This window comes from Jannaschia sp. GRR-S6-38 (assembly GCF_029853695.1).
Taxonomy (GTDB): domain Bacteria; phylum Pseudomonadota; class Alphaproteobacteria; order Rhodobacterales; family Rhodobacteraceae; genus Jannaschia; species Jannaschia ovalis.
The window spans coordinates 1,010,932-1,030,963 of sequence record NZ_CP122537.1; the positions used below are offsets into that span (position 1 = coordinate 1,010,932).

At 72.8% G+C, this 20,032-nt stretch carries 20 protein-coding genes; 13 read left to right on the plus strand and 7 right to left on the minus strand.

Annotated features, from left to right (window positions below):
* The first annotated feature begins 10 nt into the window (after positions 1–10).
* From P8627_RS05185 to P8627_RS05205, 5 genes are all read left to right on the plus strand, one after another.
* Complete coding sequence (locus P8627_RS05185; protein WP_279966584.1) at positions 11–286, plus strand: DUF2160 domain-containing protein; 276 nt, start codon at positions 11–13, stop codon at positions 284–286.
* Positions 287–365: 79 nt separating this feature from the next.
* Positions 366–2,093, plus strand: coding sequence for an ABC transporter substrate-binding protein (locus P8627_RS05190; protein ID WP_279966585.1), 1,728 nt, complete (start codon positions 366–368; stop codon positions 2,091–2,093).
* 55 nt (positions 2,094–2,148) lie between these two features.
* Positions 2,149–3,303 carry an iron-containing alcohol dehydrogenase gene (locus P8627_RS05195; protein WP_407932969.1) on the plus strand — a complete coding sequence of 385 codons (1,155 nt, stop codon included), beginning with the start codon at positions 2,149–2,151 and terminating at the stop codon, positions 3,301–3,303.
* Between the two features lie 89 nt (positions 3,304–3,392).
* Positions 3,393–5,123 carry a type I secretion system permease/ATPase gene (locus P8627_RS05200; RefSeq protein ID WP_279966586.1) on the plus strand — a complete coding sequence of 577 codons (1,731 nt, stop codon included), beginning with the start codon at positions 3,393–3,395 and terminating at the stop codon, positions 5,121–5,123.
* Complete coding sequence (locus P8627_RS05205; protein WP_279966587.1) at positions 5,120–6,430, plus strand: HlyD family type I secretion periplasmic adaptor subunit; 1,311 nt, start codon at positions 5,120–5,122, stop codon at positions 6,428–6,430. The genes P8627_RS05200 and P8627_RS05205 overlap by 4 nt, the downstream gene beginning before the upstream one ends.
* Positions 6,431–6,703: 273 nt before the next feature.
* On the opposite strand, the gene P8627_RS05210 is transcribed toward P8627_RS05205, so the two are convergent.
* Together P8627_RS05210 and P8627_RS05215 are read right to left on the minus strand one after the other, a co-directional pair.
* Positions 6,704–7,621 carry a ribokinase gene (locus P8627_RS05210; RefSeq protein ID WP_279966588.1) on the minus strand — a complete coding sequence of 306 codons (918 nt, stop codon included), beginning with the start codon at positions 7,619–7,621 and terminating at the stop codon, positions 6,704–6,706.
* Entirely contained in the window at positions 7,614–8,060 is a 447-nt protein-coding gene (locus P8627_RS05215) for an RbsD/FucU family protein (RefSeq protein ID WP_279966590.1), read from the minus strand. Before P8627_RS05215 ends, P8627_RS05210 begins: the two co-directional genes overlap by 8 nt.
* A gap of 142 nt (positions 8,061–8,202) precedes the next feature.
* On the opposite strand from P8627_RS05215, the gene P8627_RS05220 reads away from it, so the two are divergent.
* On the plus strand, positions 8,203–8,595 hold the full coding sequence (locus P8627_RS05220) for a c-type cytochrome (RefSeq protein ID WP_279966592.1): 393 nt from the start codon (positions 8,203–8,205) through the stop codon (positions 8,593–8,595).
* A 17-nt stretch (positions 8,596–8,612) separates the two neighbouring features.
* Here the strand turns inward: P8627_RS05220 and P8627_RS05225 are convergent, their stop codons facing one another.
* Positions 8,613–9,245, minus strand: a complete 633-nt coding sequence (locus tag P8627_RS05225; protein ID WP_279966594.1) for an SGNH/GDSL hydrolase family protein — start codon at positions 9,243–9,245, stop codon at positions 8,613–8,615.
* Positions 9,246–9,372: 127 nt separating this feature from the next.
* Here P8627_RS05225 and P8627_RS05230 point away from each other — a divergent pair, with 127 nt between their 5' ends.
* On the plus strand, positions 9,373–10,482 hold the full coding sequence (locus tag P8627_RS05230; protein WP_279966596.1) for a cystathionine gamma-lyase: 1,110 nt from the start codon (positions 9,373–9,375) through the stop codon (positions 10,480–10,482).
* Here P8627_RS05230 and P8627_RS05235 read toward each other — a convergent pair.
* Positions 10,479–11,291, minus strand: coding sequence for a LysR family transcriptional regulator (locus P8627_RS05235; RefSeq protein WP_279966598.1), 813 nt, complete (start codon positions 11,289–11,291; stop codon positions 10,479–10,481). The genes P8627_RS05230 and P8627_RS05235 overlap by 4 nt on opposite strands.
* A gap of 99 nt (positions 11,292–11,390) precedes the next feature.
* On the opposite strand from P8627_RS05235, the gene P8627_RS05240 reads away from it, so the two are divergent.
* The 6 genes from P8627_RS05240 to P8627_RS05265 all read left to right on the plus strand — a co-directional run bounded on the left by P8627_RS05240 (position 11,391) and on the right by P8627_RS05265 (position 17,848).
* Positions 11,391–12,686: a serine hydroxymethyltransferase gene (locus tag P8627_RS05240; RefSeq protein WP_279966599.1), complete on the plus strand. Its 1,296-nt coding sequence runs from the start codon at positions 11,391–11,393 to the stop codon at positions 12,684–12,686.
* A 93-nt stretch (positions 12,687–12,779) separates the two neighbouring features.
* Positions 12,780–13,799, plus strand: a complete 1,020-nt coding sequence (locus P8627_RS05245; protein ID WP_279966600.1) for an aldo/keto reductase — start codon at positions 12,780–12,782, stop codon at positions 13,797–13,799.
* A gap of 85 nt (positions 13,800–13,884) precedes the next feature.
* Complete coding sequence (locus P8627_RS05250) at positions 13,885–14,343, plus strand: (2Fe-2S)-binding protein (protein ID WP_279966601.1); 459 nt, start codon at positions 13,885–13,887, stop codon at positions 14,341–14,343.
* Positions 14,343–16,577 carry a xanthine dehydrogenase family protein molybdopterin-binding subunit gene (locus P8627_RS05255; RefSeq protein WP_279966603.1) on the plus strand — a complete coding sequence of 745 codons (2,235 nt, stop codon included), beginning with the start codon at positions 14,343–14,345 and terminating at the stop codon, positions 16,575–16,577. The genes P8627_RS05250 and P8627_RS05255 overlap by 1 nt, the downstream gene beginning before the upstream one ends.
* Positions 16,578–16,617: 40 nt before the next feature.
* Positions 16,618–17,262: a phosphoglycolate phosphatase gene (gene gph / locus P8627_RS05260; protein ID WP_279966604.1), complete on the plus strand. Its 645-nt coding sequence runs from the start codon at positions 16,618–16,620 to the stop codon at positions 17,260–17,262.
* A gap of 124 nt (positions 17,263–17,386) precedes the next feature.
* Positions 17,387–17,848, plus strand: a complete 462-nt coding sequence (locus tag P8627_RS05265) for an NUDIX hydrolase (RefSeq protein ID WP_279966605.1) — start codon at positions 17,387–17,389, stop codon at positions 17,846–17,848.
* Between the two features lie 74 nt (positions 17,849–17,922).
* Here the strand turns inward: P8627_RS05265 and P8627_RS05270 are convergent, their stop codons facing one another.
* The 3 genes from P8627_RS05270 to P8627_RS05280 all read right to left on the minus strand — a co-directional run bounded on the left by P8627_RS05270 (position 17,923) and on the right by P8627_RS05280 (position 20,000).
* Positions 17,923–18,069 (minus strand): hypothetical protein, encoded by a 147-nt coding sequence (locus tag P8627_RS05270; protein WP_279966606.1) that lies wholly within the window; start codon positions 18,067–18,069, stop codon positions 17,923–17,925.
* A gap of 115 nt (positions 18,070–18,184) precedes the next feature.
* On the minus strand, positions 18,185–18,979 hold the full coding sequence (locus P8627_RS05275) for a protein-disulfide reductase DsbD domain-containing protein (protein ID WP_279966608.1): 795 nt from the start codon (positions 18,977–18,979) through the stop codon (positions 18,185–18,187).
* A 73-nt stretch (positions 18,980–19,052) separates the two neighbouring features.
* Positions 19,053–20,000 carry an L-threonylcarbamoyladenylate synthase gene (locus P8627_RS05280; protein WP_279966609.1) on the minus strand — a complete coding sequence of 316 codons (948 nt, stop codon included), beginning with the start codon at positions 19,998–20,000 and terminating at the stop codon, positions 19,053–19,055.
* Positions 20,001–20,032: the final 32 nt, after the last annotated feature.

Consider the following 20,032-nt stretch of genomic DNA (forward strand, 5'->3'; position numbering starts at 1 on the left):
GAGATGCCCCATGCTTGACTGGATGGCCTGGACCTGGCCCACGGCGGCCTTCTTCGGGGTGATCGCGGCGCTGCTGGTGACCTTCACCGTGCTGGCGATCCGCTTCCCCGAGACGCCGCGCATCGGCGTGCTGCGCATCGAGACGACGCGCGGCGACCGTCTCTTCATCACGCTTCTCGGCTCGGCCTTCATCAACCTGATCTGGCTGGGGCTGGGACTGGGCCCGCAATACTGGGCCCTCGCCGTCTGCCTCGTCTACGCCGCCGCGGTCTTCCGCTACGTGTAGGCGCCACACCATTCGCGCGCCCTTCGCGGGGCGGCGGATACCCAACGAAAAACATCCAAAGACCAATGGGAGGTAAGGGATGAACAAGCTCATACGATCTTCGACCGCGCTGGGGGTGGCCCTCGGGCTGCTGACCGGTCCGGCCTTCGCGGACATGGAAGCCGCGATGGAGTTCCTCGACAACGAGATCAACGGCCTTTCGGTCCTGACCCGCGAGGAGCAGGAAGCCGAGATGCAGTGGTTCGTGGACGCGGCCCAGCCCTATCAGGGCATGGACATCACCGTCGTCTCCGAGACGATCACCACGCATGAATACGAAAGCCAGGTCCTCGCCCCGGCCTTCACCGCGATCACCGGCATCAACGTCACCCACGACCTGATCGGCGAGGGCGATGTGGTCGAGAAGCTGCAGACTCAGATGCAGTCGGGCCAGAACGTCTACGACGCCTATGTCAACGACAGCGACCTGATCGGCACCCACTGGCGCTACCAGCAGGTGCGCAACCTGACCGACTGGATGGCCGGCGAAGGCGCGGACGTGACCTCGCCCACGCTCGATCTGGACGATTTCATCGGGCTGCAATTCGTCACCGCGCCCGACGGCAAGCTCTACCAGCTGCCCGACCAGCAGTTCGCGAACCTCTACTGGTTCCGTTACGACTGGTTCAACGACGCCAAGAACAAGGAGGACTTCCAGAACGAGTACGGCTACGAGCTGGGCGTTCCGGTGAACTGGTCTGCCTATGAGGACATCGCCGCGTTCTTCACCGGCCGCGACCTCAGCCACATGGGCGTCGAGGGCGAGATCTTCGGCAACATGGACTACGGCAAGAAGGACCCGTCGCTCGGCTGGCGCTACACCGACGCGTGGATGTCCATGGCCGGCATGGGAGACGTGGGCGAGCCCAACGGCCTTCCGGTCGACGAATGGGGCATCCGGGTGAACGAGAACTCGCAGCCCGTCGGTTCCTGCGTGGCGCGCGGCGGTGCGACGAACTCGCCCGCGGCGGTCTATGCCGTGAACAAGGCGATCGAATGGCTACAGAACTACTCGCCGCCCTCGGCCGCCGGCATGACCTTCTCGGAGGCCGGTCCGATCCCGGCGCAGGGCCAGATCGCTCAGCAGATGTTCTGGTACACCGCCTTCACCGCCGACATGGTCGGTGACGGGGCCGCGGCCGTGCTCAACGAGGATGGCACGCCCAAGTGGCGCATGGCCCCCTCGCCGCACGGCGTCTACTGGAAGGACGGCCAGAAGGTCGGCTACCAGGACGTGGGCTCCTGGACGCTGATGCAGTCCACGCCGGTCGACCGCGCGCAGGCCGCCTGGCTCTACGCGCAGTTCGTCACCTCCAAGACGGTGGACCTGAAGAAGTCCGATGTGGGCCTGACCTTCATCCGCGAGTCGACCATCAACTCCGACCACTTCTCGGAGCGGGCGGAGCGTCTGGGCGGCCTGGTCGAGTTCTACCGCTCGCCGGCCCGCGTGGCCTGGTCGCCGACCGGCACCAACGTCCCCGACTACCCCAAGCTCGCGCAGCTCTGGTGGCAGAACATCGGTGACGCCATGTCCGGCGCCAAGACCGCGCAGGAAGCGCTGGATGCGCTTTGCGAGGCGCAGGAAAGCGTGATGGAGCGCATCGAGCGCGCCGGCGTGCAGGGCGATATCGGCCCGGTCATGAACGAGGAGCAGGACGCCTCCTACTGGTTCGAGCAGCCGGGCGCGCCCTATGCCAAGATCGAGAACGAGGACGAGGAGCCGATGACGGTCTCCTATGACGAGCTCGTAAAGTCCTGGCAGCAGTGATCCGTCACTGAGCGACACCGGCCGGGGCGTGCAGCATGCGCGCCCCGGCCTTTTCATGTCCGCCCGCGACAAGGATGGCGCCGCCATGACCTTCCAGCTTCTCACCCCCGGCCGCATCCTGTTCGGACGCGGCGCCCTGGCCGAGGCGCTGCCGCATCTGCGCGCGCTGGGCGACCGGCCGCTCCTGATCCATTCCCCCTCCGCCGCCGAGGCCGCGACCCTCGCCGCCGACCTGCGCGCCGCGGGCGCCGCGGTCGAGACGCGGACCACCCGGGGCGAGCCCGACCTTCCCGCGCTGACCGAATTGCTGGCCGCCGCCCGCGCGCTCCGCCCCGACGCCGTGATCGCGATGGGCGGCGGGGCCGCGCTCGACATGGGCAAGGCGCTGGCGGCGCTGATCCCCGGGTCCGGCGATCCGCTGCGCCATCTCGAAGTGGTGGGCGAGGGCCGCCCGCTCGACGCCGCCCCCCTGCCCTTCGCCGCGATCCCCACCACCTCGGGCACCGGGTCCGAGGCCACCAAGAACGCCGTGATCGGCGTGCCCGAGGCGGCGCGCAAGGTCTCGCTGCGCGACGACCGGATGATCGCGCGCCTTGCCGTCGTCGATCCCGCCCTGACCGAGGCCGTGCCCGCCCCGGTGCAGCTGGCCTCCGGGCTCGACGCGGTGGTGCAGGTGATCGAACCCTACATCTCCGCGAAGGCGAACCCGCTGACCGACGCGCTCTGCGCAGATGCGATCCCGCGCGGTCTGACGGCCATCCGGCGGGTGATGGAGGCCCCGGACGCGCGGGCCTTCGACGACATGGCGCTGGTCTCGCTGACCGGCGGGATCGCGCTGGCCAATGCCGGCCTCGGTGCGGTCCACGGGCTCGCGGGTGTCCTGGGCGGGCGCATCGGCGCGGCGCATGGCGCGCTCTGCGGACGGCTCCTGGTGCCGGTCCTGCGCGCCAATTTCGCCGCGATGGACGGCCCCCGCCCCGAGCGCGTCCTGGGCTGGATCGCCCGGGCCTTCGACGCCGACCGCGCCGGGGCGCTCGACGCGCTGGAGGCCTGGATCGACGCCCAGGGCTTGCCGCGGCTGGCCGAGATGGGCCTCGCCGCCGGCGATCACGGCGCGGTGGCCGAGGAGGCGGGCGCCTCCTCATCGATGAAGGGCAACCCCGTCGCCTTGTCGCGCGCGACGCTCGAAGAGGTGCTGGGCGCCGCCTGATCGGCCGGACGTCCAAGCTTTCTTAACGCGATGCGGGGATGGTGCCGGGCGTGATCCGGGCCATCCGGACCCGCTCCGCAGGAGAGCCGATGCCACCCCGCCCCGCTTTCGGTCCGGACGATCCCGTCGCGCGCGCGCTGGCACCGTCGCGCGGGCTGCTCGCGATGGCGTTTCTCTTCTCGGTCTTCGTCAACCTCCTGATGCTGACGGGTCCGCTCTACATGCTGCAGGTCTATGACCGCGTCCTCGGCTCCCGCTCGGAGGAGACGCTGGTCGCGCTCTCGATCCTCGCCACCTTCCTCTTCGTGACGATGGGCGTGCTGGACCACGCGCGCGGCCGGGTGATGGCGCGGGTCGGCGCGCGGCTGCAGGCGGCGCTGGACGGCACGGTCTTCGACGCGACCCTGCGTGCCGAAGCCGCGCGCCCCGGCCCGCCGCCGCCGGCCAGCCCGATGACCCATATCGACGCCATCCGGCGCCTCCTGGCATCGCCCGTGTTCCTGGCGCTATTCGACCTGCCCTGGACGCCGCTCTTTCTGGCGGCGATCTTCCTGTTCCACCCGGCGCTGGGCTGGCTCGCCATGGCGGGCGGCGCGGCGCTGGTGGCGCTGGCGCTCGCCAATCGCGCCGCGACCGCGGGCCCGGCGCTGCGGGCGCAGGCCGCGGAGGCCGAGGCCGAGGCGATCGCCCGGCAGGTCGCCGCCCAGGCGGAGGTGACCCGCGCGCTGGGCATGGCACCGGCCGCGCGGCACCGCTGGGCCGATCCGCGCGGCGCCGCGCTGGTGCAGGCGGTCACGCAATCGGACCGCGCGGGCGGCTTCACCACCGCGACCAAGACGGCGCGGCTGTTCCTGCAATCGGCGATGCTGGGCCTCGGGGCCTGGCTGGTCCTGCAGGGCGCGCTGACGGCCGGGGCGATGATCGCGGGCTCGATCCTCTTGGGCCGCGCGCTCGCCCCGATCGAGACGCTGGTCGGCCAGTGGCAGCTGGTCGGCGCGGCCCGGCGCGGGCAGCGGGCGATCCGCGACATGCTGCGCGCGCTGCCGCCGCCCGCGCCCCGCCTGTCGCTGCCCGTGCCGCGCGGGCATCTCTCGGTCGCGGATCTGACCCTCATCCCCCCGGGCGGCGGGCCGCCCGTCCTGCGCGGCCTGTCCTTCGCGCTCCGGCCCGGGCAGGCGCTCGGGGTGATCGGCGCTTCGGGCGCCGGCAAGACCAGCCTCGCCCGGGCCTTGTGCGGGATCTGGCCGCCGGCCGCGGGGCAGGTCCGGCTGGATGGCGCGACGCTGGACCAATACGCGCCCGAGGATCTCGGCGCCCATATCGGCTACCTGCCGCAGGTCGTGACGCTGATCGACGGCACCATCGCCCAGAATATCGCGCGCCTGCGCTCCGATGCCGATCCGGCGGCGATCCACGCCGCCGCCCGCCGCGCCGCCGCGCATGATATGATCACCGCCTTGCCCGAAGGCTACGACACCCGGATCGGCGCCGAGGGCGGCGGCCTCTCGGGCGGCCAGATCCAGCGCATCGGGCTGGCCCGTGCGCTGTTCGGCGCTCCCCGCATCCTCGTGCTGGACGAGCCCAATTCCAACCTCGACCACGCGGGCGGGCAGGCGCTGAACCACGCGATCCGCGAGATGAAGGCCGCGGGCTGCACCGTCATCGTTATCGCGCATCGCCCCGCCGCGATCCGCGACTGCGACCTGCTCCTGCGGCTGGAACGCGGCGTGAAGCTCGCCTTCGGGCCGCGCGACGACGTGCTGCGCCAGACCGTCCGCAACCACGCGCTGCTGACCGCCGTCGCCGAGGAGGGGCCGTGACCGGCCCCGACACGCGCGGCTGGGACGCCCGCCGGCCGGTCCGCCTGGGCCTCGCCACGCTGGCGGTGCTGCTGGGCGGCGCGGGGTCCTGGGCGGTCATGGCCGACATCTCCGGCGCGATCATCGCCGGCGGGCATGTCGCGGTGGAGCGCAACCTCCAGGTCGTGCAGCATCCCGATGGCGGCGTGGTGACCGAGATCCTGGCCCGCGACGGCGACGCGGTGGCCGCGGGCGCGGTGCTGCTCCGCCTCGACCCCGAGCTGATGCGCGGCGAGGCCCGCATCCTGGAAGGGCGCCTGCGGGAACTCGCGGCCCGGACCGCCCGGCTCGTGGCGGAGCGCGACGGCGCGGACGCGCTCGCCATCCCGGCGCCGCTCCGCGCGGCGGCCCGGGGCGACGAACGGGTGGCGGAGGTCATCGCCGGGCAGGCCGCGCTCTTCGCCGCGCGGCACGAGGCGCGCCAGCGCGAGACCGCGCAGTTGGCGCGGCGCAAGGACCAGCTCGCGAGCCAGGCGCAAGGCGTCGCCGTGCAGGCCGCCGCGCTGGACGACCAGCTGCGCCTGATCCGGGCCGAGCTCGCGAACCAGACCCGGCTGCTCGACCGCGGACTCACGCAGGCCGCCCGGGTGCTGGCGCTGCGCCGCGAGGCCTCCGCGCTCGAGGGGCGCGCGGGCGAACTCGACGCCGCCCGGGCCGAGCTCGCCGGCCGGGCCACCGAGATCGACCTTCAGATCCTGACGCTCGCGACCCGCAGCCGGGAAGCCGCGATCGCGGAGCTGCGCGACCTGCGCCTGCGCGAGCTGGAGGCGGCCGAGCGGCTGCGCGCCCTGCACCAGCGGCTGGCGCGGACCGAGGTCACGGCGCCCGTCGCCGGCATCGTCCACCGGATGCAGGTCTTCGCCGACCGCGCCGTGATCCGCCCGGCCGAGCCGATCCTGCACATCGTGCCGCAGGATCGCCCGCTGGTCATCGTCGCGCGCGTCGATCCGCTCCATGTCGAGCAGGTCTTCCCGGGCCAACCCGTCACGCTGCGCTTCCCGGGCCTCGATCCGCGCCGCGACCCGGAGCTGGCGGGCAGGCTGTGGCGTCTGTCGCCCGATGCGCTGACCGACCCGGCGACCGGCGCGCGCTTCTACGAGGCCGAGCTGCGGCCCGATCCAAGGGAGGTCGAACGCCTCGGCACCGACCGGACGCTGCTTCCCGGGATGCCGGTCGAGGCCTATCTGCGCACGGGCGACCGCAGCGCGCTAAGCTACCTCGCCGGCCCCCTCACCGCCTATTTCGGCCGCGCCTTCCGGGAGGAGTGATCGGCGCGCAGGCCGGAGACTCGCGGCCCCGATCCGTCTGGGCCCCATGGGTCCCGACTTCCCGATCGCGGCCCCGCCAAGCCGCGCGAACGGCGGTGTGCCAATGATGAACCGTCACGGGCCGGACCGCTCTAAACGCCGGATGAGGCGAGACGCGAAGCTTGTCCCGACACGCTCAGGCCCGGCGCGGGAGACCGCCGGATCGGACATCCGAGGGGCCCGGCGCGTCCTTAGCGGGCGCCGAAGCCGCGGCGCCTCCGCCGCCCTCAGCCCTCAGCGCGCGAGAAGCGCGTCGATCTCCGCGCGCGCGGGCATCGACGCGGCCGCCCCCGGGCGCGTGACGCTCAGCGACGCGGTGGCACAGCCGAAGCGCACGGCATCGAGCGGGTCGCGGCCGGCGGCCAGCGCGGCCGCGAAACTGCCGTTGAACGCATCGCCGGCCCCCGTCGTCTCGACCACCGGACCCGCGTCGAAGGCGGGCACCAACTGCGACCGCTCGGCCGAATGGTAAAGGGCGCCCTGCGGCCCGAGCGTCAGCACCGCCGCGCGGGCCACCCCCGCCGCGAGCAGCGCGTCGCCCGCGCGCCGCGCGCCGTCCAAATCGGCGACGGCAATCCCGGTCAGCGCCTCGGCCTCGGTCTCGTTGGGCGTGACATAGTCGCAAAGCGCGAGCATCCCCGCGGGCAGCTTCGCCGCCGGCGCGGGGTTCAGGATCGTCACCGTCCCGCCGTCGCGCGCGATTTCCAGCGCCCGCTCGGCCGCGGCCATCGGCTGCTCCAACTGGGTGACGAACACCTTGGCGTCGCGGATCGCCGCAGCGCGCGCCTCGACGAAGCCCGCGTCGATCTCGCCCGCCGCGCCGGGATAGACGATGATCGCGTTATCGCCGGTCTTCGCGTCGAGGAAGATGAAGGCCGCGCCCGTCGCGGTGTCGCCCGCCTCGACCAGCGGCGTCACGCCGGCATCGGCCCAGACCTGCCGGGCCATCTCGCCGAAGGTGTCGCGGCCCAGCCGCGTCATCATGGCCACGTCGCCGCCCGCGCGCCCCGCCGCCACCGCCTGGTTCGAGCCCTTGCCCCCCGGCCCCAGCGCGAAGCCCTTCCCGAGGATCGTCTCGCCCATCCGGGGCTGCCTGTCCGCCCGGAAGGCCGTGTCGGCGACGAAGATGCCGAGGACCACGATATCATTCATCGGGACCCACCACGCCCTTGCGCAGCATCACGCAGCCGTAGAAGCGCCGCTCGCCGGTCTGGATCACGGCATAGGCCTGCCGGGCGAGCTCGTAGAAGGCGAAGCGCTCGACGCCCACCATGTCCCGCGTCTCGCCGGTCGCGGCGATGGCCGCCTGCACCTCGGCCTGCACCTCCGGCACGGTATCGGGGTCGTCCACGACCTGCATCCGCGCGGCGAAATCCGCGACGAAATCGTCGAGCGGCAGCACCGAAAGCACCGCCCGTGCCACGCGGGCGAGCGGCTGCTCGATCCGCAGGAGCCGGCCGCGAACCGTCGCGCGCGACAGCGCGTCGGCCGGAAAATTCGTATCCGCCAGGATCAGCATGTCGCCATGCCCCATCGCGCGCAGCGTGTGCAGCGTGTCGGCATCCAGTATCGGGTCCAGCCCCTTGAGCATCCGCGGTCCTCCCTCGTCCGGCACGCTAGGCGCGGCGGGCATCGGCGCGCAAGCCGCGCGCCTGATCGAGGTCATGGCGCGGGCGGGCCGGGCGCGCTAGGCTCGGCGGCAAAACAAGACCACCCGAGCAGGACAGACCGACATGACCCACCGCTTTGCCGCCCTTCTTCTTCTGCCCGCCCTCGCCGCGTGCCAGGCGGACACGTCCGAGCCGCGCGTCGACGCGGCGCATGGCATGGCGCTCTTCGCGCAGGATTGCACCGCCTGCCACGGCACCGATGCGATGGGCGGAACCGGCCCGGACCTGACCAGCATCTCGAGCCGGAACGGCGGCACCTTCCCGATGACCCGCGTGCTGGGGCAGATCGACGGGCTGGGCCGGCACGGCGATCCGGAGGCGGTGATGCCCGAATTCGGCGCCGCAGGGATGGGCCCCACCGTCGTGGTCGAGTTCGAGGAGGGCATCGGCACGCCCGTGCCTGCCGATCTTCTGGCGCTGGCGCGCTATCTCGAAAGCATCCAGAGCGACGGCTGACGCGGCGCCGGACAGACTTAGCCCAGCCGCGCGCCCACCGCCTCGGCCAACGCCACGCCCAGCGCCGTCTGCGCGGCCGCGCCCAGATGCACGCCGTCCAGCGCGTCCACCTCCGCCACGCGGCCCGCGTCGAAGAAGCCGCAGCCCAGCCGCTCCGCCTCCTCGCGCAGCGCGGGCGCGATGGCGCGCGACCGGGCGCGGCCGCCCTGGAACATCTCGGCCAGCACCCCGGCTTCCTCGACCGGGACGGGCGCGACCAGCATCACGTCGGGCGCCGCGCCGGCGGGCCCGGCGGTCGAGCCCTGCACCGCCAGCGCGAGCTTGCCCAGCGCCGCCGCGATGTCCCAGCCGCGCAGGCCGAACCGGGCCTTGCAATCATTGGTGCCCAGCATGATCACCACCAAGTCGAGCGGCCGGTGGCTTTCGAGGATCGCGGGCAACACGCGCAGCCCGTTCTTGTGCGTGCCCTCGATCGGGTCGTCATGCAGCGTCGTGCGCCCCGGATGGCCCTCGCAGACGACCTCGCGCCCCAGCGCCCGGCCCATCACCACGGGCCAGCGCGCATCGGGCGGATGGCGGTCCAGCCCGCCCAGCCGTGCCAGCGGCATGGTCCCGTGACTGTTGCTGTCGCCGAAGACGAGTATCGACATGGGCCCCTCCCCCGCGGGTTGACGCCGCGACGCTAGCCGTTGGCCCCCGCGCTGTCACCCGCCCGCATTGACAGGCCCCGGCGCGCCGGGCCACCTGCGCCCGCGCGCTCCAGTCGAAAGGTATCCGATGCTGCCCGACGCCATCCTCTCCGACGTCCTGTCGCTTCTGCACGCGCGCACAGCCGGCCTCGCGGATGGCGACCCGGTGGCCGAGCCGCTGCTGAGCACCTCGACCTTCCGGCTGGGCGACCAGCCCGCGCCCGACGCGATCTACGGCCGCTACGCCACGCCGACGGTGCAGGGCTGCGAGGCGCGGCTGGAGCGGGTCGAGGGGGCGCCCTCCCTGCTCTTCGCCAGCGGCATGGCGGCGATCGCGGCGGTGATGCTGAGCGTGCTGAAGGCGGGCGACCGCGTGCTGCTGCCCGCGGACGGCTATTTCCACACCCGCGTCCTGGCCGGCGACGTGCTGGCCCCCCTGGGGATCGAGATGGTGACCGCGCCCACGCGCGAGCTGGCCGAGGCGCCGCTCGACGGCGTGGCGCTGGTCCTGGTCGAGACGCCGTCGAACCCGGCGCTCGACCTCATCGACCTCGCGGCGCTCTCCGCGCGCTGCAAGGCGGCGGGGGCGCTTCTGGCGGTCGACAACACCTTCTGCACGGGGCTTCTGCAGCGGCCGCTCGCGATGGGCGCCGACATCACGCTCGCCTCGGACACCAAGGCCGCGGGCGGGCATAGCGACCTGATCCTGGGCCATGTCGCCACGCGCGACGCCGGGCTGATGGAGAAGCTCGCCGCGACCCGCAAATTCGCCGGCGCGATCCCCGGTCCGTTCGAGGCCTGGATGCTGTCGCGCTCGCTCGAGACGCTGGAGCTCCGGCTCGACCGGATGTGCCGCAGCGCGCAGGCGGTGGCGGCGCTGCTGGCCGCCGATGACCGCCTCGTGATCCGCTATCCCGGCCTGCCCGACCATCCCGATCACGCGCTGGCGCAGGCCCAGATGCACGCGCCCGGCTTCGTCATCGGCGCGACCTTCCCCGACCGCGCGGCGGCCGAGCGCTTCATCGACGGCGCGGGCTGCATCCTGCCCGCGACCAGCTTCGGCTCGACCCATACCAGCGCCGACCGCCGAGCCCGCTGGGGCGACGCGGTGCCCGAGGGCTTCCTGCGCCTGTCGATCGGGATCGAGCCGGAAGGCCCGCTTCTGGACGCAATGGCGGCCGGCCTGGCGGCGGTCTAGCCGCCGGCGATCTGCGCCCGCAGCCAATTGGCCGCCAGCCGCGCGATCCGGCCCGGATGCGCGACCGTGATTTCCAGCCCCTCGGGCAACGCGACGCGCGGACCGGCCTCCTCCAACCGGCCCGTCGCGATCAGCGGCGCGACGAGCGACAGGCGGCCCATGGCGGTGCCCGCGCCGCGCAACGCCTCCTCGATCGCGACCGCATAGAGCGAGAAGACCGGCCCCTCCGCCCCGTCCGCGCCCGTCGCGGCCTCCCAAAGGTCCCAATCCGCGGCCCAGGCGCTGTCGGTCAAGCGCGGGCCCTCGGCGCCGGGCTTGCGCACCGGGACCAGGGCATCGCGCCCGCCCGGGCCGAAGAACAGCCACAGGTCATGCGCCGCGCGCTTGTGCGGCGGCGGGCCCTCGCGCGCGTCGATCGACACGCGCAGCCCGGGCATCGTCGCCTCTAGCGCCGCCAGCCGCGGCTGCAGCCAGAGCTGCGCGATGGCGGGCAGGGTCGCGATGCTCAACCGATCGGGCTGGGCGGCGACACGCAGCAGGGTCTGCACGGTGCCAAGCTGGTCGAAAGCCCCGGTCAGGCCCGGCAGCACGCTGCGCCCCAGCGCGGTCAGGGCCACGCCGCGGGCCCGGCGCTCGAAGAGCGGCGCGCCCAGCCGGGCCTCCAGACCCTTCACATGCGCGGTGATCGCGCCGGGGCTGACGCCCAGCTCGGCGGCCGCCGCCGCGAAGCCGCCCAGCCGCGCCGCGGCCTCGAAGGCGCGCAGCGCGTTGAGCGGAAATTCGGGCGGGCGCGGCGGGTCGACGGGCATGGGTCCGAGGCTCAGCTTCTCTGACCCTCACAATCACCCGATCTGCGTTGACCGCAAGCCCCGCCGCCCCCGAGATGGCCCGCGACAGGAGATCCGCCCATGACCGACCTCGCCCCCCGCCCCTGGCTCGCCCCCGCCGCGCGCGACCGTATCGACGCGCTTCCCCTGCCCGCCGATCCGACCGCCGCGGTCGAGCGGCTCGCCGCCGAGACGCGCGCGATCCACGACGACCGCGCCTTCAACCTCAACCCTGCGACCAACGTGATGAACCCCCGCGCCGAGGCGCTGATGGCCGCCGGGCTGGGCAGCCGCCCCTCGCTGGGCCAGCCCGGCGACAAATACGAAACCGGGCTGGAGGCGATCGAGCAGATCGAGGTCATCGCCGCCCGCCTCGCCGCGCGCGTCTTCGGGGCGGGTTTCGTGGAATGCCGCGTGCCCTCGGGCGCGATCGCGAACCTGATGGCGTTCATGGCGCTGGCGAAGCCCGGCGACGCGATCATCGCGCCCCCGCCCGCCATCGGCGGCCATGTCACGCATCACGCGGCGGGCTGCGCGGGGCTCTACGGGCTGGTGACGCATCCCGCGCCGGTGGATGCGGCGGGCTACAGCGTGGATGTCGATGCGCTGCGCGACCTCGCCCGCGCGGTGCGGCCGAAGATCATCACCATCGGCGCGTCGCTCAATCTCTTCCCGCATCCAGTCGCCGCCCTGCGCGAGCTGGCCGACGAAGTCGGGGCCCATCTGATGTTCGATGCGGCGCATCTGTGCGGGATGATCGCCGGTGGCGCCTGGCCGAACCCGCTGGCCGAGGGCGCGCATGTCATGACCATGAGCACATACAAGAGCCTCGGCGGGCCGCCGGGCGGCCTGATCGTGACGAACGAGGCCCGCATCGCGCAGCGCCTCGACGCCATCGCCTTCCCCGGCCTGACGGCGAATTTCGACGCCGGCAAGACCGCGGCGCTGGCGGTCACGCTGCAGAACTGGACGGCGCACGGTCCGGCCTATGCACGCCACATGGGCGAACTGGCCCGCGCCCTGGCCCAGGCCGCAGAGGCCGAAGGGCTGCCGGTCTTCTCCGCTCCGCGCCTGACGGAAAGCCATCAATTCGCGCTCGACGCGCGGCCCTTCGGCGGCGGGCAGGCCATGGCGAAGCGGCTGGCGCAGGCGGGCTTCCTCGCCTGCGGGATCGGCCTGCCGCTGCCCGAGATCCCGGGCGACATGAACGGGTTGCGCATCGGCACGCCGGAACTGGCCCGCCGCGGCGTCGCCCTGGCCGACGCGCCGCAGCTCATGGCCTTGTTCGGCCGCGCGCTGCGCGAGGATCCCGCGACGGTCGCCGCCGAAACCGCGGCCCTGCGCGCCCGCTTCACCGATCTGCGCTATGCCGACTGACCGTCCTCTGGCCGAAAATACCTCGGGGTCGGGGGCAGAGCCCCCGTCCCGCCCTATCATCCAGGCACGAACACCGCAGCGGGAGGGCACGACATGCAGACGCGACACTGGGACCGGATCGGCAATGGCGGGCTGACCTTCACCGAACTGGGCATGGGCGGCGCGCCGCTGGGCAACCTCTACCGCGCGATCTCCGATGCCGAGGCGGACGCGATCCTGGAGGCCGCCTGGGACGCGGGCGTGCGCTATTACGACACCGCACCGCTCTATGGTTTCGGCCTTTCCGAGACGCAGCTCAACCGCTTCCTGCGAACCAAGCCCCGCGACGAATACGTCCTGTCCTCGAAGGTCGGCCGCTATCTGGTGCCCGCCACGTCCGAGACGCGTGACGGCATCGGGAAGTGGTTCGAGGTGCCCCACCGGCGCGAAGTCTACGATTACAGCTACGATGGCGTGATGCGCTCGCTGGACGCCAGTTTCGAACGGCTGGGCGTGGACCGGATCGACATCCTCTTCGCGCATGACATCGACGTGCCCAACCAGGGCAGCCGCGCGAATGTTAACGCCAAGGTCGATCAGCTGATGGCGGGCGGCTACCACGCGCTCGAGAAGATGCGGAAGGAAGGCGTCATCAAGGCCTTCGGCGCCGGCGTGAACGAGTGGGAGGTCTGCCAGCAACTGGCCGAGCGCGGCGATTACGACATCTTCCTGCTCGCAGGCCGCTACACCCTGCTGGAGCAGGGGGCACTCGACAGCTTCCTGCCGCTCTGCGAGGCGCGGGGCATCGGCATCGTCATCGGCGGGGCCTACAATTCCGGCATCCTGGCGACCGGGCCCAAACCCGGCGCCTACTACAATTACGAGGAAGCGCCGCAGGACATCCTCGACCGCGTCGCCGCAATCCAGCGCGTCTGCGAGGCGCATGGCGTGAAGCTGCTCGACGCCGCCTTCCGCTTCCCGCTGCTGCACCCGGCCGTCGTCGCCAACGTGCCCGGCGGGCAGGGCCGGGACGAGATGGCGGGCAATATCGACGCCGCGAAAGCGACGATCCCCGACGCGCTCTGGTCTGATCTGAAATCCGAGGGCCTGATGCGGGCCGACGCGCCGACGTGACGCGGCGGCGCGGCCCCCGGGCCCGCTCGACAGCGCTCGGGCCGCTGCCTAGACTCTGCCCCGCGCACCACGTCCGGAGACCGCGATGAAACTGACCGTCAACGGCATCTCGCACGAGCTCGACGTCGAGCCGGACATGCCGCTTCTCTGGGTCCTGCGCGACGAGCTCGGGCTCAAGGGTACGAAATACGGCTGCGGCATCGCCGCTTGCGGCGCTTGCACCGTACATCTGGACGGCGTCGCCGCCCGCTCATGCCAGCTTCCCGTCGGCGACTTGGAGGGGGCGGAGATCACGACGATCGAGGGGCTCGGCACGCCCGAGGCGCCGCATCCCGTCCAGCAGGCCTGGATCGACGAGCAGGTCGCGCAATGCGGCTACTGCCAGTCGGGCCAGATCATGCAGGCGGCCGATCTTCTGTCCTACAGCCCCGAGCCCACGGATGAGGAGATCGCGGACGCCATGTCGGGCAATCTCTGCCGCTGCGCCACCTATCCGCGCATCCGCGCCGCGATCCGCCGCGCCGCCGGGTCGGAGGGCGCGTGATGGGCCGCGCCGCGACGCTCGCCCGCCGGACCTTCCTGATCGGCTCCGCCGCCATCGCGGGCGGGGTCGCCTTCGGCGTCTGGGCCTACAAGCGCGAGGGCGAGAACCCGCTTCTGGCCGACCTGCCCGACGGCGCCTCCGCCCTGACACCCTACGTGCTAATCGATGCCGAGGGCGTGACCCTGATCACGCCGCGCGCCGAGGTGGGCCAGGGCGCGACCTCGATCCAGGCCTATCTCCTGGCCGAGGAACTGGACGTCGATCCGCTAAGCGTGCGCACCGCGCCCGGACCCGCCTCCGCCGCTTATTGGAACGGCGAGGTCGCCGCCGAGGGCTTTCCCTTCGCCGCCTGGGATGACGGCTTCGTCGCGCGCACCAGCCGCGCGGCCGGCGGCGTCGCGGGCAAGCTGGTCGGGCTGAACGTCACCGGCGGCTCGACCACCGTGCCCGATGCCTATGACAAGCTACGCGCCGCCGGCGCCTCGGCGCGCGAGACGCTGAAGCAGGCGGCCGCCGACCGGCTGGGCCTGTCCCGCGCCGATCTGCGCACCGAGAACGGCGCCGTGATCCCGCCCGAGGGCGACCCGATCCCCTATACCGCGCTCGCCGCTGACGCCGCCGCGCTGGACCCGGTCGAGGCCGAGACGCGCGACCCCGCCGACTGGCGCTGGCTGGGCAAGCCGCATCGCCGCATCGACATCGTCGCCAAGGCCACCGGGACCGAGCGTTACGGCATCGACCTCGACCTGCCCGACATGCTGCACGCGACCGCGGTGACGAACCCGGCCCACGGCAAGGGGGTCACCGCGATGGATGCCTCGGAGGCCGAAGCGATGCGCGGCGTGCTGGCCGTGCATCTGATCACCGGCGGCGCCGCCGTCGTCGCCGACAACACCTGGCGCGCGATCCGGGCCGCCAACGCGATCCGCTTCGAATGGGAGCCGCCGGCGACGACCCACGACACCGACGCCTTCTGGGCGCTGCACGCGGCGGCCCTGACCGAGGACACGCGCGACAGCCGCTTCGCCGATGACGGCGATGTCGAGGCGGCGACGGGCGACGCGTTCCAGGCCGATTACGGCGCGCCCTTCCTGCATCACGCGCCCCTCGAACCCGCCAACGCGACCATCCGCTACACGCCCGAGCGCACCGATATCTGGACCGCCACGCAGGTGCCGCCCTTCGCGGTCGACGCGGTCGCGCGCGTGCTGGAGCAGGACGCGGACCGGGTGCGGCTGCACAACCAGACCTCCGGCGGCAGCTTCGGCCACCGGCTGGAGCTTCTGTGGATCCAGCAGGCCGCCGAAATCGCGCGCCATCACCCCGGCCGGCCGGTCAAGATGACCTGGTCGCGCGAGGAGGACATGGCCTCGGGCTTCCTGCGCCCGATGGCCGTCGCCCGCGGGCGCGGCACGACGGGCGAAGGCCGGGTCCGCAGCCTCGACCTCGCCATCGCGGCGCAATCGGTGACCGAAAGCCAGATGTCGCGGCTGGGCTTCCCGCCCATCGGCCCCGACACCGCGATCGTCGCCGCCGCCTGGGACGCGCCCTACGCGCTGGCCGACCGCCGGGTCACGGGGCACCGGGTGCCCGCCACGGTGCCGGTCTCGTCTTGGCGCTCGGTCGGCGCGTCGCATAACGGCTTCTTCGTCGAGACGCTGATGGACGAGCTGATCCATCAGGCCGGGGCCGACCCCGTGGCCGAGCGGCTGCGGCTCATTCACCACGCGCCCTCGCGCGCCGTGCTGGAGACGGTGGCCGAGATGGCGGCCTGGGACGGCCCGCGGCCCGGGCCGGGACGCGGCCGCGGCGTGGCCTTCACCTTCGCTTTCGGCGTGCCCTGCGCGCAGATCGTCGATGTCGTGGACGGCCCGGACGGGCTGCGCATCACCGACCTGTGGGTCGCGGCCGAGGTCGGCCGGGTGCTGGACCCGGTCAATCTCGAGGCGCAGCTCTCGGGCGGCGCGCTCTTCGGGCTGGGCCACGCCATGCAGGCCGAGATCCCCTTCGAGGACGGGCTGCCCGTGCCGCGCAATTTCGACCTCTACGAAAGCCTGCGCATGTGGCAGGTGCCCCGCGTCCATGTCCGCGCGCTGGGCACGACGGGCGCGATCCGCGGCGCGGGCGAGCCGGGCCTGCCGCCCGCGGCCCCGGCCCTAGGCAACGCGATCTTCGCCGCCACCGGCCAGCGCATCCGGCGCATGCCCTTCGCGCGCGAGATCCGCTTCGCCTGATCCGGCTGGACAGCGCCGCGCCGGCAGGTCAGGGAACGGCATGCGCTGGGACGCCTATATCTTCGACCTGGACGGCACGCTGATCGACAGCGCGCCGGGGATCCACGCCGCCGTCGCCACGATGTGCGACGCCGAGGCCCTGCCCGTGCCGGACCTGGCCACCGTGAAGGGTTTCATCGGCAACGGCGTGCCCCGGCTGGTCGAGCGCGTGCTGGACTGGGCCGGCGCCGACCCGTCGCGGCAGCCGTCGGCGCTGGCGGCGATGAACGCGGCCTATGCGGCCGACCCGACCGGCGGCACCACGGTCCTGCCCGGTGCGCGCGAGCTGCTGTCGGGGCTGGCGGCGCGCGGCGCGCGGCTGGGCCTCTGCACCAACAAGCCCGAGGGCCCGACCCGCGCGATCCTCGACGCGCTGGAGCTTGGCCCCTTCGAGGCGGTCGTCGGCGGCGACACGCTCGACCGGCGCAAGCCGGACCCCGCCCCCCTGCGCCATGTCGCGGAGGCGCTGGGCGCCGCGTCGGGCCGCGCCCTCTATGTGGGCGATTCCGAGGTCGACTGGCAGACCGCCGCGGCCGCCGCGATCCCCTATGCCCACCTGCGCGGCGGCTACCAGAACGGGCCGATCCCGGCGGACGGCCCGACGCGGTGGCTGGCCGATCTGCGCGAATTGCTCGAAACGGATTGACACGACGTAACGGTCGGAGATTGCAACCGAATCGCTGATATGTCATGGTCCGCGGATAATCTGGGGAGCAACTGGACAACCAGCCGGGCCGCTGCCGTGCCCGGACCAAGAAGGTGTGACGAACGTGCCCAAGGAAGCGCAACAGATCGCGGCCCTGCCGATGCGGTGGCGGGGCGACAAGGTCGAGGTCCTGATGGTCACCTCGCGGGATACGGGACGCTGGGTCGTGCCGAAGGGCTGGACCATGAAGGGCGTGAAGCCCTGGACCGCCGCCGCGCAGGAGGCGCTGGAGGAGGCGGGCGCCAAGGGCGACATCGCGCGCGAGGTCTTCGGGGTCTTCCACTACGACAAGGTGATGGATGACGGCTCGACCCAGCGCTGCCGGGTGCGGGTCTATCCGATGATCGTCGAGGACCTGAAGAAGAGCTGGAAGGAAGAGGACGCGCGCAAACGCCGCTGGTTCGCCCCACGCGAGGCCGCCAAGCGCGTCGACGAGGCGGAGCTGGCCGATCTGCTCGACATGCTCGGCTCGAAGCCGACGAAGGCGCCGGTGGCTGGCCCCCTGCTCAAGCGCGCGGCGTCCTGATCTCAAGAAAAAAGGGCCGGCGTCCAGGTGACGCGGCCCCTATCGAACCTTCTGGATGTGGTCGGCGGCGGTCTTCAGCGCCGGCGCGGGTCGTGCCTCGGATCGTCCCGGACGGGGACCGGCACGACATCGGGCTGCGGAGCCAGGGTACCCATCGCACCCGAGAGGGCGTCCTTGATGCCGTCCACCAGCGTCTCGATCATTCCGCGATTGCGAGCCATGTTCGTCTCCTTACACGTGCCCTGAAAATGGGGCTCCTCCGGCGGCGCTTCAAGCGCATTTTCGAACCTGCGCGTTTTTCCGCCCGGTCAATTCGTCGCGCAGGCCCTGCCCGGCCTAGCTGCGGCAGCCGTCGATCTCGACCGCGCCGCGATCGCCGATGACGGTGATCCGGACGCGCGAGCGATCCAGGGCCACGCCCCGTCCGCCTCCGGCCATCAACTCAGAAGTGGCCGTCAGCGTTCCACCCTGCCGCGACACGACCGCGTCCGTCACCCAGAGCGAGGGGTCCGGCACCTCGAAGACCACCGCCTCGGACCGGCCCTGCGGCGGCAGCGGGATGCGTCCGGTCAGGGCCATCCCGTCCCGCGTGGGCCGCAGGCTGCAGCGGGCGTCGGCGCGGATGCGTCCGGGGCGGTCGGCCAGCGCCGCGCGGATCGCCGGATCGGGCGCGCCGCCCGCCGGCAGGTCTCCGCTGACCCGGATGCGCGCGGGCAGGCAAATCTCCGCGCAGACACCGAGATCCAGCACGCCGTCGAGATGCGCCGCGCCCCCGCCGGCCCCCTGGATGAGGAGCGGCAGGACGAAATCGTCGTCATAGCCGATCGAAAGCGCGCGCCCCTGGCGGAACACCGTGGGCGTCGGCCATTGCGGCGTGACCGAACCAAGCCCGCGCGAGCCGCGCCAGTCCATCTGCGGCGAGATGCCGGCCGCCCCCGCGCTGCGCCAATAGGTCCGCCAGCCCGGCGCGAGGTCGAAGCGCAGGCCGGCGACATGGCTGCCATCCTGCTGACGCCAGCCGGGGATCAGGCTGACGCGCAGCACCTGCGCGATGTCGTCCTGCATCTGCGCGCGGGCGGGGAGCGCCGGCGCGAGGGCGAGCGCGAGGAGCGTGAGGAGACGGATCAGCATATCCAGCGATCTAAGCATGCCCGTCGGTCAAGGGAATTCACGGCTGCGGCATCGCCCTGTCGAGAGACGGGCGTCACCGCGGCGCGGCGGCGCGGCGCAACCGGTCGTTGATCGCGCGGCCGAGCCCCGTCTCGGGGATCGGGGCGACGTCGATCCGCGACGCGCCGCGGGCGCGCGCCTCGGCATCGGCGCGGTGCAGCGTGTCGAAGAGCGCGGCGGCGGCGGCGACCAGGTCGCCCTCGGGCGAGAGGCTCAGATCGCCCGCCACCGGCCCGAAGCCGATCAGCAGCGCCTCGGGATCCGGCGCGGTCACGTCCAGCCGCATGGGGAGCGAGGGCGCATAATGCGACGACATCTGCCCCGGGGCCTGCACCCGGCCCGGCGTCACGTCGCGCGGCAGCGGGCCCGTCACCGCCTCGATCGTTTCGGCCGCCAGCCCGCCCTCGCGCAAGAGCGCCAGCGGCGCGCTGCGCAGGATCGTCGATTCCAGCCCGACCGGGCAGGGCCCGCCATCGAGCACCATGTCCACCGCGTCCCCCAGGCCCGCGCGGACATGCGCGGCCCGGGTCGCGCTGATCCGCCCCGACGGGTTGGCCGAAGGGGCGGCCAGCGGGCCGCCCACCTCCGCCAGAAGCGCGCGCGCCAGCGGCGCGGCCGGCACCCGCAGCGCCACCGTGTCGAGCCCCGCGGTCACCAGCGGCGACAGGCCATGCCCCTCCTTCAGGGGCAGGACCAGCGTCAGCGGGCCGGGCCAGAACGCCGCGGCCAGCCGCCGGGCCAGCGGGTCGAAGACGGCCAGTCGCTCGGCGGCGGCGAGGTCGGGGACATGGACGATCAGCGGATTGAAGCTGGGCCGGCCCTTGGCCGCGAAGATCCGCGCCACCGCCCTCCCGTCCGTGGCAAGCGCGCCGAGCCCGTAGACCGTCTCGGTTGGAAAGGCGACCAGCCCGCCCCGCCGCAGGAGCGCGGCGGCCTTCGTGACGTTCGCGTCACCGTGACGTTGTGTTCCGGTTGTCGCCATGGCGGGACGCGCCTTAGGTTACGTGCAAGTCA

What these genes read in the sequence shown, in the direction of transcription:
- P8627_RS05185 (WP_279966584.1), top strand. Translation starts at nt 11, where the DNA reads ATGCTTGACTGGATGGCCTGGACCTGGCCCACGGCGGCCTTCTTCGGG.
- P8627_RS05195 (WP_407932969.1), top strand. Translation starts at nt 2,149, where the DNA reads ATGTCCGCCCGCGACAAGGATGGCGCCGCCATGACCTTCCAGCTTCTC.
- P8627_RS05200 (WP_279966586.1), top strand. Translation starts at nt 3,393, where the DNA reads ATGCCACCCCGCCCCGCTTTCGGTCCGGACGATCCCGTCGCGCGCGCG.
- P8627_RS05275 (WP_279966608.1), bottom strand. Translation starts at nt 18,979, where the DNA reads ATGCTGATCCGTCTCCTCACGCTCCTCGCGCTCGCCCTCGCGCCGGCG.
- P8627_RS05215 (WP_279966590.1), bottom strand. Translation starts at nt 8,060, where the DNA reads ATGCTCAAGGGGCTGGACCCGATACTGGATGCCGACACGCTGCACACG.
- P8627_RS05230 (WP_279966596.1), top strand. Translation starts at nt 9,373, where the DNA reads ATGCTGCCCGACGCCATCCTCTCCGACGTCCTGTCGCTTCTGCACGCG.
- P8627_RS05240 (WP_279966599.1), top strand. Translation starts at nt 11,391, where the DNA reads ATGACCGACCTCGCCCCCCGCCCCTGGCTCGCCCCCGCCGCGCGCGAC.
- P8627_RS05190 (WP_279966585.1), top strand. Translation starts at nt 366, where the DNA reads ATGAACAAGCTCATACGATCTTCGACCGCGCTGGGGGTGGCCCTCGGG.
- P8627_RS05245 (WP_279966600.1), top strand. Translation starts at nt 12,780, where the DNA reads ATGCAGACGCGACACTGGGACCGGATCGGCAATGGCGGGCTGACCTTC.
- P8627_RS05255 (WP_279966603.1), top strand. Translation starts at nt 14,343, where the DNA reads ATGGGCCGCGCCGCGACGCTCGCCCGCCGGACCTTCCTGATCGGCTCC.
- gph (WP_279966604.1), top strand. Translation starts at nt 16,618, where the DNA reads ATGCGCTGGGACGCCTATATCTTCGACCTGGACGGCACGCTGATCGAC.
- P8627_RS05250 (WP_279966601.1), top strand. Translation starts at nt 13,885, where the DNA reads ATGAAACTGACCGTCAACGGCATCTCGCACGAGCTCGACGTCGAGCCG.
- P8627_RS05280 (WP_279966609.1), bottom strand. Translation starts at nt 20,000, where the DNA reads ATGGCGACAACCGGAACACAACGTCACGGTGACGCGAACGTCACGAAG.
- P8627_RS05210 (WP_279966588.1), bottom strand. Translation starts at nt 7,621, where the DNA reads ATGAATGATATCGTGGTCCTCGGCATCTTCGTCGCCGACACGGCCTTC.
- P8627_RS05270 (WP_279966606.1), bottom strand. Translation starts at nt 18,069, where the DNA reads ATGGCTCGCAATCGCGGAATGATCGAGACGCTGGTGGACGGCATCAAG.
- P8627_RS05235 (WP_279966598.1), bottom strand. Translation starts at nt 11,291, where the DNA reads ATGCCCGTCGACCCGCCGCGCCCGCCCGAATTTCCGCTCAACGCGCTG.
- P8627_RS05225 (WP_279966594.1), bottom strand. Translation starts at nt 9,245, where the DNA reads ATGTCGATACTCGTCTTCGGCGACAGCAACAGTCACGGGACCATGCCG.
- P8627_RS05220 (WP_279966592.1), top strand. Translation starts at nt 8,203, where the DNA reads ATGACCCACCGCTTTGCCGCCCTTCTTCTTCTGCCCGCCCTCGCCGCG.